This is a genomic window from Saccharopolyspora hordei, from assembly GCF_013410345.1.
GTDB lineage: Bacteria > Actinomycetota > Actinomycetes > Mycobacteriales > Pseudonocardiaceae > Saccharopolyspora > Saccharopolyspora hordei.
In genome coordinates, this window is sequence record NZ_JACCFJ010000001.1 from 3,469,767 (window position 1) to 3,483,013 (window position 13,247).

12 protein-coding genes are annotated in these 13,247 nt (G+C 73.1%); 6 read left to right on the forward strand and 6 right to left on the reverse strand.

The features are described 5' to 3' along the window. Positions 1-33: 33 nt before the first annotated feature. Positions 34-1,359: an MFS transporter gene (locus HNR68_RS15855; RefSeq protein WP_179721797.1), complete on the reverse strand. Its 1,326-nt coding sequence runs from the start codon at positions 1,357-1,359 to the stop codon at positions 34-36. 88 nt (positions 1,360-1,447) lie between these two features. Further along, a complete protein-coding gene (locus HNR68_RS27655) occupies positions 1,448-1,528 on the reverse strand; it encodes a putative leader peptide (RefSeq protein WP_425502920.1) in 81 nt (26 codons plus the stop codon). Positions 1,529-1,709: 181 nt separating this feature from the next. On the opposite strand from HNR68_RS27655, the gene HNR68_RS15860 reads away from it, so the two are divergent. After that, positions 1,710-2,369: a 3,4-dihydroxy-2-butanone-4-phosphate synthase gene (locus HNR68_RS15860; protein WP_179721799.1), complete on the forward strand. Its 660-nt coding sequence runs from the start codon at positions 1,710-1,712 to the stop codon at positions 2,367-2,369. Between the two features lie 222 nt (positions 2,370-2,591). Continuing rightward, positions 2,592-3,764 carry an LLM class flavin-dependent oxidoreductase gene (locus HNR68_RS15865; protein ID WP_179721801.1) on the forward strand — a complete coding sequence of 391 codons (1,173 nt, stop codon included), beginning with the start codon at positions 2,592-2,594 and terminating at the stop codon, positions 3,762-3,764. 158 nt (positions 3,765-3,922) lie between these two features. On the opposite strand, the gene HNR68_RS15870 is transcribed toward HNR68_RS15865, so the two are convergent. After that, positions 3,923-4,768 carry an HTD2 family dehydratase gene (locus HNR68_RS15870; protein ID WP_179721803.1) on the reverse strand — a complete coding sequence of 282 codons (846 nt, stop codon included), beginning with the start codon at positions 4,766-4,768 and terminating at the stop codon, positions 3,923-3,925. A gap of 205 nt (positions 4,769-4,973) precedes the next feature. Between HNR68_RS15870 and HNR68_RS15875 the strand changes: the two genes are divergently transcribed. From HNR68_RS15875 to HNR68_RS15885, 3 genes are all read left to right on the forward strand, one after another. Then, complete coding sequence (locus HNR68_RS15875; RefSeq protein ID WP_179721805.1) at positions 4,974-6,164, forward strand: MmgE/PrpD family protein; 1,191 nt, start codon at positions 4,974-4,976, stop codon at positions 6,162-6,164. A gap of 93 nt (positions 6,165-6,257) precedes the next feature. After that, entirely contained in the window at positions 6,258-7,424 is a 1,167-nt protein-coding gene (locus HNR68_RS15880; protein ID WP_179721807.1) for an acyl-CoA dehydrogenase family protein, read from the forward strand. A 94-nt stretch (positions 7,425-7,518) separates the two neighbouring features. Continuing rightward, the gene (locus HNR68_RS15885) at positions 7,519-8,268 is read left to right on the forward strand and encodes a UTRA domain-containing protein (RefSeq protein WP_179721809.1); all 750 of its coding nucleotides are present in this window, start codon (positions 7,519-7,521) and stop codon (positions 8,266-8,268) included. A 4-nt stretch (positions 8,269-8,272) separates the two neighbouring features. Here HNR68_RS15885 and HNR68_RS15890 read toward each other — a convergent pair whose 3' ends face one another. The 3 genes from HNR68_RS15890 to HNR68_RS15900 form a co-directional block, all read right to left on the reverse strand. Then, positions 8,273-9,613, reverse strand: a complete 1,341-nt coding sequence (locus HNR68_RS15890) for an MFS transporter (RefSeq protein ID WP_343050179.1) — start codon at positions 9,611-9,613, stop codon at positions 8,273-8,275. Between the two features lie 100 nt (positions 9,614-9,713). Then, on the reverse strand, positions 9,714-10,925 hold the full coding sequence (locus tag HNR68_RS15895; protein ID WP_179721811.1) for an FAD-dependent monooxygenase: 1,212 nt from the start codon (positions 10,923-10,925) through the stop codon (positions 9,714-9,716). Positions 10,926-11,026: 101 nt separating this feature from the next. Next, entirely contained in the window at positions 11,027-11,989 is a 963-nt protein-coding gene (locus HNR68_RS15900; protein WP_179721813.1) for a LysR substrate-binding domain-containing protein, read from the reverse strand. Positions 11,990-12,110: 121 nt separating this feature from the next. On the opposite strand from HNR68_RS15900, the gene HNR68_RS15905 reads away from it, so the two are divergent. Next, positions 12,111-13,226, forward strand: a complete 1,116-nt coding sequence (locus HNR68_RS15905) for a PrpF domain-containing protein (protein ID WP_179721815.1) — start codon at positions 12,111-12,113, stop codon at positions 13,224-13,226. The last annotated feature ends 21 nt before the right edge of the window (positions 13,227-13,247 follow it).

Sequence of the window (13,247 nt, forward strand, 5' to 3'; positions counted from 1 at the left end):
ACGGTGGCGCTCAGCTCCTCGGCGACCGGAAGGTCAGGAGTCGGTGCGCGCCAGGTGCAGGTCGGCCGGGCGCACCGCCAGCGTCGCGCCCGCGCCGACGAGACCGGCGACCGCGAGGTACGTGCAGGCCCACCACGGCGAACCGCCGAGCGCCAGCAGCGCGGTGATCACCATGGGGGTCAGGCCCGAGGCGTAGATGCCGGAGAACTGGTAGACGAAGGACATCCCGGTGTAGCGCAGCTGCACGGGCGCCAGCTGCGCGTACAGGGTGCCCTGCGGCGCGTAGAGCACCGCGTGCACCACACCCAGCACCAGCACGACCACCAGCCCGGCCAGCAGCGGGTCGCGGGTCTGGAAGGCCAGGAACGCGGGGAAGACCGACGCCGCGAACAGCGTCGCGCCGACGGCGTAGGTGCGCCGCGGGGTCCAGCGGTCGGCGTACCGGCCGAACACCGGCAGCAGCAGGGCCAGCACGATCGCCGCGGCCATCACGGCCACCAGCACGTCGGTGCGCGGCAGGCCGAGCGTCGTCGTCGCGTAGGACAGGAAGAACACCGCCCAGGTGTTGAAGGCCGCGCCCTCCGCCCAGCGGGACAGCACGCCGAGCAGGGTGTTGCGCCGGACCACGCGGTCGCGGAACAGGTCCAGGAACGGGGCGCGGGACGGTTCCCGCGCCGCACGCATCCGCTCGAAGGCCGGGGTCTCGGCCACCCGCAGCCGGATCACCAGGCCGATGAACACCAGCACGATGCTGAGCCCGAACGCGATCCGCCAGCCGTAGCCGAGGAACTGCACGTCGTCGAGCACGTGGCCGAGCAGCGCGAACACCCCGGTTCCCAGGCCCAGACCGAGCGCCAGGCCGACCTGCGGCCAGGCGCCGTAGCGGGCCTGCTTGCCGGGCGGTGCGTACTCCACCGCCATGAGCACCGCGCCGGCCCACTCGCCGCCGATCGCCAGGCCCTGCACCACGCGCAGCAGCACCAGCAGCAGCGGTGCCAGCACGCCGATGTCGTCGTAGGTGGGCAGGGCGCCCATCAGCGCCGTGGCGCCGCCCATGAGCAGCATCGTGGTGACCAGCGTGCGCTTGCGGCCGATGCGGTCGCCGATGTGTCCGAAGAGGACACCACCGAGCGGTCGCGCGACGAACCCGACGAAGAAGGTCGCGAACGCCAGCACGGTGGACACCGTCGGGTTGTCGGCGGGGAAGAACAGCTCGTCGAAGACCAGCCCGGCTGCGGTGCTGTAGAGGAAGAAGTCGTACCACTCGACGGTGGTGCCCATCAGGCTGGACACGATCACCGTGCGGACGTCCCGCGTCCGCGGGGTCCCGGGTGCCTCGACGTGCGTGCTCGCGGTCATCTGCTGCCTCCTGCGGCGACGGCCGTGCCGGGCCACCGCGGCCGTGCGCCGGGGCGCGCTGCGGTGCCCGAGGTGTCCGGTTGCTGGGTCAGGAGCGCGAACAGGCCGCGGACGCCACGCGCAGCAGGTCCACGTGGGAGCGGCTGGTCAGCAACACCGGTCGGAGCACGCGGCGACGCTATGGAGGTGATCGACGCGGTGTCAAGCAGCAGGACGCCGGTTCCAGGGGGTGGGACGCGGTCGTTGACCGCGGCGTGCCGCGCCATGATGCTCGGCGAGGCGCAGGAGGTGCGCTATCGGTCCTCTGTGGACGCACGGTCCACTGGGAGGCAGCGCGACAGGAGAAGGACGTGAGCGAAGAACGGGACAGCGCAGCACTGCTCGACGGACCGCGGGGCGGTGCGGCCGTCCGCGCGGCGCAGGAGGTCGCGGCCGGCCGGGCCGTGGTGGTGCACGGCTGCGCCGACGGCGGCGGCGTCGTGTTCGCCGCGGCGCGAGCGGACGTCGAGCTGACGGCCTTCGCGGTGCGCTGCTCGTCGGGCTTCCTCTGCGTGGCGCTCTCCGGCGAGCGCTGCGACGAGCTCGTGCTCCCGCCCATGTCACCGAGGACCGGGCACCGCGGGCCGACCGCGTGCGTCACGGTGGACGCCAGCGCCGGGGTGAGCACCGGCATCTCCGCGGCGGACCGGGCCCGGACGGCGCGCCTGCTCGCCGCTCCGCACACCGCCCCCGAGGACTTCACCCGGCCAGGCCACGTCGTGCCGGTCGCGGTCGGCGATGCGGTGGGCGACCCGGCGCTGCTCGCCGAGGCGGCGTTCGCCCTGGTGGGGCTGTCCGGGCTCGCCCCGGCCGCGGTCTACGCCCACCTGGTCAGCCCGGTGGACCCGACCCGGATGGCCACCGACGACGAGCTGGAAGCCTTCGCGGTGAGCGAGGGGCTCGCCAGCGCCCCGGCGGACGGGATCGCCGCACTGCGGTCCGCAACGTGGGACGCCGCGACCGCTGGTTGACACCCGCGGTGCTGTTTGCTGCGATTGGTCCGTGCGAGCAGCGGCACTGTTCACCAAGCGCCGGCACGTGGACTTCCACCGCGTGTCGGCGCAGGCGTGTCGCTCCTGAACCAGATCTCACCCGCCGGACCGCGCGGCGGGTTCCCCTCTCTCGTCCACATCGGACATGACGGGTGCACGACCGCTCGCCGCGGGTCGGCGCCGCTTCCCCTGGAGTGACTGATGTCCTTGACGTTCCACTGGTTCCTGCCCACCTACGGCGACAGCCGCTACCTCGTCGGCGGTGGGCACGGCGTGGCCACCACCAACACCGCCTCGGGTTCCCGCCCGGCCACGCTGGCCTACCTCGGCCAGATCGCGCGCAGCGCCGAGCAGCTCGGGTTCGAAGGCGCGTTGACCCCCACCGGCGCGTGGTGCGAGGACGCCTGGCTGTCCACGGCGATGCTGACGGAGGTCACCGAGCGGCTCAAGTTCCTCATCGCGTTCCGGCCCGGGCTGCTGTCGCCGACGCTGGCCGCGCAGATGGCGGCGACATTCCAGCGCCACTCCGGCAAGCGCCTGCTGCTCAACGTGGTCACCGGCGGGGAGAGCGCCGAGCAGCGCGCCTACGGCGACTTCCTGGACAAGGACGCCCGCTACGCGCGCTGCGACGAGTTCCTGCACGTGGTGCGATCGCTGTGGCGCGGGGAGCGGGTCGACTTCAGCGGCACGCACGTCCACGTCGAGGGTGCCGAGCTCACCCGCACCCCGGACCCGGTGCCGACGGTGTACTTCGGCGGTTCCTCGCCCGCGGCCGGCACGGTGGCGGCCAAGCACGCCGACGTGTACCTGACCTGGGGCGAGCCGCCGCAGAAGGTCGCGGAGAAGGTTGAGTGGATCCGCGGGCTCGCCGCCGAGCAGGGCCGCACCCCGCGCTTCGGCATCCGGCTGCACGTGATCAGCCGCGACACCAGCGAGCAGGCCTGGGCCGAGGCGCAGCGGCTGCTGGACGCGCTGGACCCGGCGACCATCGCGCGGGTGCAGGAGGGCCTGAGCCGCAGCGAGTCCGAGGGCCAGCGGCGGATGCGGGAGCTGCACGGCGGCTCGACGGCCGACCTGGAGATCTACCCGAACCTGTGGGCGGGCGTCGGACTGGTCCGCGGCGGTGCCGGGACCGCGCTGGTCGGCAGCCACGCCGAGGTGGCCGAGCGGATCGAGGAGTACCACGCGCTGGGCATCGACGAGTTCGTGCTCTCCGGGCACCCGCACCTGGAGGAGGCGTACTGGTTCGGCGAGGGCGTGCTGCCGATCCTGGAGCGCAAGGGCCTGTGGCGGCACCCGGCGGGCGCGGTGGAGGCCGCCCCGGCCGGCATCCCGTTCGCCGACGGGGCGCGGGAGCCCGCCGCGGCGTCCTGACCGTTCTCCGGCGACCGCGGGCTCCCCGCTCGCGGTCGCTTCCGTCCGAAGTGGACGGTTCGGCCCCGGCGGCACCGGACCACCGGGAGAAGGGGGAAGGGGTTGTGGGCGCGCTGCCGGGCCCCACACCGGTCGCGCGCCCACGACCCGCGAGCGGGCTAGCCGCGGAAGGTGATCTGCGCGGTGGCCATGACGGTGTCCGGCGCGGTGCGCACCGCCATGGCCCCGTCGGGGCCGCCGGTCACCAGCACCGGGTCGCCGACGAAGACCGGACGGCGCAACCGGTAGTCGAGCCCGGCGATCGTGAGCTCGGGCGCCCGGTGACGAGCGAGCTCGGTCATCAGCAGCACCAGCAGCGGCCCGTGCACCACCAGTCCGGGGTAGCGCTCCACCTCGCGCGCGTAGGGCGCGTCGTAGTGGATGCGGTGCGCGTTCGCGGTCAGCGCGCTGAACCGGAACAGCCGGACCGGGTCGCCGGTGAAGGCCCGCTGCCACGGCGCGTCGGAGGACGGGGTCTCGGTGGGGCGCGCGGCGTCCGGGTCCTTGGCCGAGCTCTCCCCGCTGCGGTAGACGTAGTCCTGCTCCTCGACCACCCGCAGCTCGCCGTCCTGCCGGTACTCCTGGCGGACCGTCACGAACGCCATCTCGCCGGAACGGCCCTGCTTGACCACGACGCCCCCCAGCGACGAGGTGCGCTCGGCGGGCACGCCCAGCCGCAGGGGAGCGGTGACGGTGAGCCGTCCACCGGCGAACATCCGCCGCCGGTCGGGGATCGGCGGCAGGAACCGGCCGTCGGTCGGGTGCCCGTCCGCGCCGAGCTCGCTGTGCCCCGGCCACTGCAGGAAGTGCACCCAGTGCCACAGCGGGGGCAGCACGTCGCCGGGTGCGTCCGCCTCCAGCACCGCGGCCAGCGCGCGCGACGGCTCCGCGGTCAGCGCGTCGGTCTCGACCAGCGGCTCCGGCCGCCACTCCCGCAGGTGGGTCTGCAGTCCCTGCTCCGCCATGCCCGGCTGCTCCGTTCCGCTGATTGGGCCGTACAAACTCGTGCCAGTCTCGACGCGGAACCCGGTGCCGTCAATGCGCTCGGTGCGAGGATCCCGCGCACGCGGCGGTTCTGGTCCGGACGGGCGGTCTTGACCGCGCAGCGCATTTGGCCGTACAAACGGTGCGGACAGCTCAGCGGCGCCCCGCGCTGGCGGAAAGGTTCCCATGGCATCCATCGCCGAAGCCCTCGCGAACTGGGCGGCGGATCTCGAACCCGGCCCCGACGACCTGGCGCTGGCCCAGCGCTCGCTGCTCGACACCGCCGCGGTCGCGCTGGCCGCGCGCGGTGACCCGCTGGCCGGGATCGCCGCCGGACTGCCCGACGCGGCCCGCTGGGCGGCCGTCGGGCACGTGCTCGACTTCGACGACTTGCACGTCGACTCCACCACCCACATCAGCGTGGTCACCGTGCCCGCGGTGCTGGCCGTCGGCGGTGACGCCCGGGCCTACCTGGCGGGAGCCGGCGTGATGGCCCGCCTCGGCACCGCCCTCGGCTGGTCGCACTACTCGGCCGGCTGGCACGCGACCTGCACGGCCGGAGCGCCCGCCGCGGCGGTGGCGGCCGGGACCGCGTGGGGACTGCCCGCCGAACGGCTGGCGACCGCGATGGCGCTCGCGGTCCCGGCGGCCGGTGGCGTGCAGAACGCGTTCGGCACGCACGGCAAGTCCCTCCAGGTCGGCTTCGCCGCGCAGGCCGGGGTGCGGGCCGCGCAGCTGGCGCGTGCCGGGGCCACCGCCGACCCCGCGGCGCTGGACGCCTGGCTGGAGCTGGTCGGCGGCAGCGGCGAGCTGGACCTGTCCGGCCCCGCTGTGCCCGGAGGCCTGGCGATCAAGGTCTACCCCTGCTGCTACGCGATGCAGCGGCCGATCGCCGCGCTGCGCGAGGTCCGCCACCAGGTCCGCGGCCCGGTGCGGGCCGTGCGGGTGCGCACCCCGGAGGCGACGGTGAAACCGCTGATCCACGACCGGCCCACCACCGGCCTGGAGGGCAAGTTCAGCCTCCCGTACGCGGTCGCGACCGCGCTGCTGGACGACTACCCGGACTTCGCCGCCTTCACCGACGAGGCCGTGCGCCGGACCGAGGCGCAGGCGCTGCTCCGCCAGGTGCGGCTGGAGCACACGCCCGGCGCGGACGGCCTGCTGACCGGCGAGGTCGACATCGAGGTGGAGCACGACGGCCCGACGCTGCACGTGCGGCTGGCCCAGCCGCCGGGCGCGCCGTCCCGCCCACCGACCGACGCCGAGCTGGGCGAGAAGTTCGCCGCCTGCGGCGCGGACGTGCCCGACCTGCTGGCCGACGCCGACTGGGCGTCGGTCCGCGACCTGCTGCGCAGGACCTTCCCCCGCGCCACCTGACCACCGGCGCCCGCAGGTTCCGCGGTGGCGAGGGGGATCGGACCACCCACCGGAGCCGCGGACCGGGGCCCGACAGAACGGGAGCACAACGCAGTGAGCACACTGGACATCCTCAGCGCCGACGAGAAGCTCGCCGTGGAGACGGTGCGCGACTTCGTCGACAAGTCCGTCAAACCGGTGGTGCAGGAGCTCGAGCACACCAACACCTACCCGGAGTCCCTCATCGAGCAGATGAAGGAGCTGGGCGTCTTCGGCCTGGCCATCCCCGAGGAGTACGGCGGCACCCCGGTCTCCACGCCCTGCTACGTGCTCATCGTCGAGGAGCTGGCCCGTGGCTGGATGAGCCTGGCCGGGGCGATGGGCGGCCACACCGTGGTGTCCAAGCTGCTGCTGGGCTTCGGCACCGAGGAGCAGAAGCGCCGCTACCTGCCGAAGATGGCCACCGGCGAGATCCGCGCGACGATGGCGCTGACCGAACCCGGCGGCGGGTCGGACCTGCAGGCCATGACCACGACGGCCCGCCGCGACGGCGACGAGTACGTCGTCAACGGCGCCAAGACCTGGATCACCAACGCCCGCCGGTCCCAGGTCATCGCCCTGCTGTGCAAGACCGACCCGGACGCCGAGCCCGCGCACAAGGGCATCTCGATCCTGCTGGTCGAGCACGGCCCCGGCCTGACGGTCTCCCGCGACCTGCCCAAGCTCGGCTACAAGGGCGTGGAGAGCTGCGAGCTGCACTTCGCCGACCACCGGGTGCCCGCCGGCTCCCTGCTCGGCGGGGTGGAGGGCAAGGGCTTCGCGCAGATGATGAAGGGCCTGGAGACCGGCCGCATCCAGGTCGCCTCCCGCGCGCTGGGCGTGGGCATGGCCGCGCTGCAGGACGCGCTGCGCTACGCCCAGGAGCGGGAGAGCTTCGGCAAGCCCATCTGGAAGCACCAGTCGGTGGGCAACTACCTGGCGGACATGGCCACCAAGCTCACCGCCGCCCGGCAGCTGACCCTGCACGCGGCACGGGAGTTCGACGCCGGGCGCCGGGTGGACATGGAAGCGGGCATGGCCAAGCTGTTCGCCTCGGAGGTCGCCATGGAGATCGCGCTCAACGCGGTGCGCATCCACGGCGGGTACGGCTACTCCACGGAGTTCGACGTGGAGCGCTACTTCCGCGACGCCCCGCTGATGATCGTCGGCGAGGGCACCAACGAGATCCAGCGCAACGTCATCGCCGCCCAGCTCGTCAAGCGCGGCGGCCTCGACGCCTGACGCGCACCACCTCCTGCGGGGCAGGGGGCCTCTCGGCGTCGGGGCCGGTCGTGGTTCCGCTACGGTCGGGGTCGAGCAGCTGGGAGGTGGTGACGTGGCGCCGCGGGCGGACGGCAGGGAGAGCGCGTACCTGCGGCTGGCGCGCGAGTTGCGGTCGGCGATCCTGCAGCACGACTACCCGGAGGGCAAGCGCCTGCCCACCGAGGCCGAGCTCGCCCGCACCCACCGCGTCAGCCGGCAGACGGTGCGCCGCGCCTTCCAGGACCTCGTCGCCGACGGCATGGTCTACCGCATCCCGGGCCGTGGCACCTTCGCGGCGCCGCGCGAGGAGCAGTACCTGCGGCAGTTCGGCTCCATCGATGACCTGATGGGGCTGTCCATCGACACCACGATGCAGCTGCTCACCCCGCTGCACCGCAAGGTCGACGTCGACGCCGCCGGGCGGCTCCGGCTGGCCGCCGACCGGGTGCACGTGCTGGAGTTCCTGCGCCTGCACGACGACGTGCCGTTCTGCCTGACCACGGTGTTCCTGCCGCCCGAGGTGGGCAAGCTGCTCGAGTCGGTGCCCGAGCTGACCGAGGCCGGCGCGCGCAGCCGGGCCACCATCATCGGGCTGCTCGACGACCGGCTCACCGACCCGATCGCCGAGGCCGAGCAGAGCATCACGGTCGGCACCGCCACCCCCGAGGTCGCCGAGCGGCTCGGCTGCGAACCGCACCGCGCGCTGCTGCGCATCGACCGCATGTACCAGTCCACCACCGGGCAGCCCGTGGAGCTGGCCGTCAGCCACTTCCTGCCGGAGCACTACTCCTACCGGGTCCGCCTGCGCCGCAACGTCCGCTGACCGCTCAGCTCGCGTCGCCGGCGGCCACCTCGCCCGGGTCGGCCGGACGGTCCGGCGAGCGCACCGGGATCATCGTCACCAGCCCGACCACCAGGATCAGCACGATGCCGCCCATCCCGGCGCGCTGGCTGCCGAAGAGGGTGATGAAACCGCTGAAGGCCAGCGGTCCCAGGAAGCTCACCGCGCGCCCGGTGGTGGCGTAGAGCCCGAACACCTCGCCCTCCTTGCCGGGCGTGGCGATGCGCGCCAGGAACGTCCGGCTGGCCGACTGGGTCGGGCCGAGGAAGATCGCCAGCGTCAGCCCGCACACCCAGAACGCGGCCTTGCCCGACGGCAGCACCAGCAGCAGGCAGCCCACCACCACCAGGCCGAACAACGCGGCGACGATGACCGCCTTCGGCCCGAACCGGTCGTCGGCCCGACCGCCGAGGAAGGCGCCGAGCCCGGCCACCAGGTTGGCCGAGATGGCGAAGACGACCACCTCGCTGGGGCCGAAGCCGAAGGTGCCCGCCGCGATCACCCCGCCGAAGGTGAAGATGGCCGCGAGCCCGTCGCGGTAGATCGCGCTGGCCACCAGGAACCCGAGCGTGCGCCGCTCCTCGCGCCACATCCACGCCAGCCGCTTGCCGAGCACGACGTAGCTGCTGATCAGGGCGGCCCGCACCGGTTCGCCCGAGGACGGCGCCTCGGGCACGAAGAAGAACAGCGGCAGCGCGAACACCGCGAACCACGCCGCGGCGAACAGCGCGACGGCGCGGATGTTCAGCCCCTCGTCCGCGGTCACCCCGAACAGGCCGACGTCGGGCTGCACGAACCCGATCAGCACGACCACCAGCGCGATGAGCCCGCCGAAGTAGCCCATGCCCCAACCGAACCCGGAGATGCGCCCGATCGTCGCCGGGGTGGAGACCTGCAGCAGCATCGCGTTGTAGTTCACCGTGGCGAACTCGGCGAACACGCTGGCGATGGCCAGCAGCACCAAGCCCAGCACCAGGTACGACGCGTCGTCCTGCACGAAGAACAACCCCGCGGTGCAGGTGATGACCAGGGCGGTGTGCACGGCCAGCCACATCTTCCGCCGCCCGCCCGCGTCGCTGCGCTGACCGGTCACCGGAGCCACCAGCGCGATGCACACCCCGGCGACGGTGAGCGCCACGCCGAGCGCCTGCGAACCGCTCTCCGGGTCGGGCGCGACGCTCTCGGTCAGGTACACGGTGAACACGAAGGTCAAGATCACGGTGTTGAACGCCGAGGAACCCCAGTCCCACAGCGCCCAGCTGATCACCGCCCGCGCGCCACGATGGACCGCCGGCGGAGCACCAGGAGCACCCGTAGACACAGCCACGCCAGGATCACACCAGGCCGCCTGCGGTCCAGCCAGTCGAAACCGCCCCGTCCGAGCGGCGCCACCCCCACCGGGCGACCCGGGCGCGCTGCTGCTGGTGTCAGGGGTGGGTGGCCGCGGCCTGCTTCCAGGACTCACCGCGTCGCCGGGCCCGCCACCACCGCAGCCCGGTCGCGGACAGCCGCAGCGCCTCGCGCGCCGCGCGGTTCTGCGCCAGCCGGTGCGCCTGGTACCGCCAGGGCGGTTGCAGCCCGCTGCGCGAGGACATCGCGTAGCAGAAGTCCACCGCGTTCCGGTCGGTGTAGCGGTCGACGTTCTCGAACCAGGCCATGCTGGTGCGCGCGGCGGCCTGCACCACGCGCATCGCGGCGTGCCCCTCGCCGTCGTACTCCTTGAGCGCGTGGTCCAGCTGCTCGTGCTCCTGCAGCTTCTCGGCGAGCACCACGGCGTCGATCATCGCCAGCCGGGTCCCCGAACCGATGGTGAAGTGCGTGGTGTGCGCGGCGTCGCCGACCAGCACCGCGTTGTCGTGCCGCCAGGTCTGGTTGTAGACCTGCGTGAAGCGCTGCCAGGACGCGGGCTTGCCGCGGGCCGAGCTGATCAACGCGTGCCCGGCCAGGTGCTCGTCGAAGACCTCTTCGAGCAGCCGGGTGGTCGCCGCGTCGTCGAATTCGTCGAAGCCCAGCGCGCGCCAGGTCCGCTCCTGGCACTCGACGATGAAGGTGCTGACCCCGGCGGCCGACGGGTAGGCGTGGAACCAGACCCACCCCTGCGGGGTCTGCTCGAAGCCGAAGGTGAACTTGTCGAACATCCGGGTGGTGCCCAGCCAGAGGTAGGGGTTGTCGCCCTGGTCCAGCTGGGTGCCGAACTCGTCGGCCATGCGCTGCCGGGTCCGGCTGTTCGCGCCGTCGGCGACGACCACCAGGTCGGCGTCGTCGAACTCGGCGAGGTCCTCGGCCGTCCGCTCGTACTGCACGTCCACGCCGAGGTCGGTGGCGCGCTGGGCGAGGACGTCCAGCAGCGTGGCGCGGTTGACGCTGTAGCCGTACCCGTTGAGGTAGGCGCGCTGGCCGTGGATCGCCACGACCTGCTCCTGCCAGACCGTCGAGGCGGCGCGGACGCGCTGCGCGCTCTCCCGGTCGTTGATGTAGAGCGCGTCCAGCAGGTCGTCCCAGTACACGACGCCCCAGCCGTAGGTGGCGCCGGGCGGGTCGCGCTCGACGACGGTGATCTCGTGCCCAGCGTCCCGCAGCTTCGCGGAGATGGCGAAGTAGAGACCGGCGGGTCCGGCCCCGATGCACACGATCTTCATGCGGACTCCACGACGGACGGCGGACGACTCCTCGTGTCATACCCCGCCGGATGGCCCGTCGAACCTGACCGACTGCTCTTGCGCGCCGGGCCGGTCCGCACTCAGCCCGCGCTGCGGGCGCGCACGGTCCCGAGTTGGGTGAGGTGCAGGCTGGTGCCGGTGAACTTCTGCGACACCGCGTGCAGGACCTCGACCATCGCCGCGGCGGCCGGGGTGGGGGTGCGGCCGGCCGGGCGCGCCAGCAGGATCCGCCGAGTCGGCGCGGGCACGTCGGTGGCGAAGGAGACCAGTCGCACGTCGTGGCGCCGGTTGGTCAGGGCCAGCCGCGGGGCGATGGCGATGCCCAGCCCGGCGGCGACCATCGCCTGCGCCTCCTGGTAGTCGTGCGACTCGTAGGAGATGCGCGGCTCGAAACCGGCGAGGCGGCAGCTGCGGCGGAGGACCTCGGCGACGGGGTGGTTGTCCGCGCGGATGATCCACTGGTGCTCGGCCAGGTCGGCCAGCTCGATCGTCTTCTCCTCCAGCAGTTCGGAGTTGGCCGGCACGACGAGCACCGTCGGGTCGTCGAGCAGGTGGTCGACGACCAGCGAGGTGTCGTCGACCCGGTTCCACTCGTAGTCCCACAGCATCGCCAGCTCCACCTCCCCGGTGTGCAGCATGTCGACGAGTTCGGCGAACAGCGCCGAGCGCACCGTGGTGCGGATGCCGGGGTGCTTGCGGGAGAAGCGGGTCAGCGCCAGCGGCAGCAGCGAGGCGCTGGCGGTGGGGAACGAACCGAGCCGCAGCGTGCCACGGTCCACTGTGGCCAGCGACTTCAGGTCCGCTTGTGCGGCACGCAGTTCGCGCCGGATGGCGCGTCCGCGTTCGACCAGCGCTCGCCCGGCGTCGGTGAGCTGCACCCCGCGCGGCAGCCGGTGCAGCAACGGCTGGCCGACCTCGGACTCCAACCTGGACACCTGCTGGGAAGCCGCGGACGGCGTGATCATCAGTGCCTCGGCGGCGGCGGTCAGCGAGCCGCGCTCGGCGGCCTCCACCAGCACCAGCATCCGTCTCACGTCGAGCACCCGAACGCCTCCTGGACACGAGCTGTTAGCAGTGCTTAAGTCACGGTAAGAACTTGGACATTGTACTGAATCCTCCGCGCCGCCAGGGTGAACGCCGAGCAGATCCAGGGAGGAGGAACGGGTGCACGTACCCGCAACACTGGTGCGCGGTGGCACCAGCAAGTGCTGGCTGTTCGACCACGCGGCACTGCCCGCCACGGTGGACACCGCGCGGGAGCTGGAGGACCTGCTGGTCAACGCTTACGGGGCCGCCGATCCGGTCCAGCTCGACGGGGTCGGCGGCGCGACCCCGACCACGTCCAAGGCGGCGGTGGTCCGCGCTTCGGACACCCCGGGCATCGACGTCGACTACCTGTTCGGACAGGTCGGCATCGGCGTCCGGCGCGTGGAGTGGGGCAGCAACTGCGGCAACTGCGCCACCGCCATCGCACTGTGGGCGGTGGCCCGCGGTTTCGTCCCGGTGACCGGTGACCGCACCCGCGTGGTGCTGCGCAACACCAACACGGGCGCGGTGCTGGAGGCCGAGGTCGACACGACCGGCGGTCGGGTGCACGAGTTCGGCACCCGGACCGTGCCCGGCACCCGGGCCGGGGGAGTGGCCGTGGGGCTGACCTTCCTGGACCCGGCCGGACGCACCACCGGCTCGGTCACCCCGACCGGTCGGGTCGTCGACGACCTCATCGTCGCCGGGCGGCCCGCGGCGGCCACCATGGTCGACGCGGGCGCGCCGATGGTGCTGCTGGACGCGGCCGGGCTCGGCCGCACCGCCGCCGAGCCGCTCGCGGAGGTGCGCGGTCTCGTGGCACCGCTGCGCGCGGCCCGGCACGCGGCATCGCGGCGGATGGGGCTCTCCCGCCCCGGTGACGCCCCCGATGACGCGGTGCCCAAGGTCGGCATCGTCGGTCCGCCGGTCGCCTACCGGACCTCGCTGGGCGACGAGGTCGCCGCCGGCGACTACGACGTCTCGGTGCGGATGCTGTCGATGAACGCCCCGCACCCGGCCATCGGCCTGACCTCCGCAGTCGGGATCGCGGTCGCGGCGATGCTGGACGGGTCGGTGGTGCGCGCGGTCTCGACCGCGACCGGGCCGGCGGTGCGGATCGGGACCCCGGCCGGGGTCGTCGCGGTCTCGTGCAGCGAGCTCGCCGGGTCGCTGCCCCGCCGGGTCACGGTGGAACGCGCCGCCCGCATCCTCTGCGAGGCCGAACTCCTGGTGCCCGACCCGCTCCCCGCCTAGCCTTCCCCGAACACACACCAC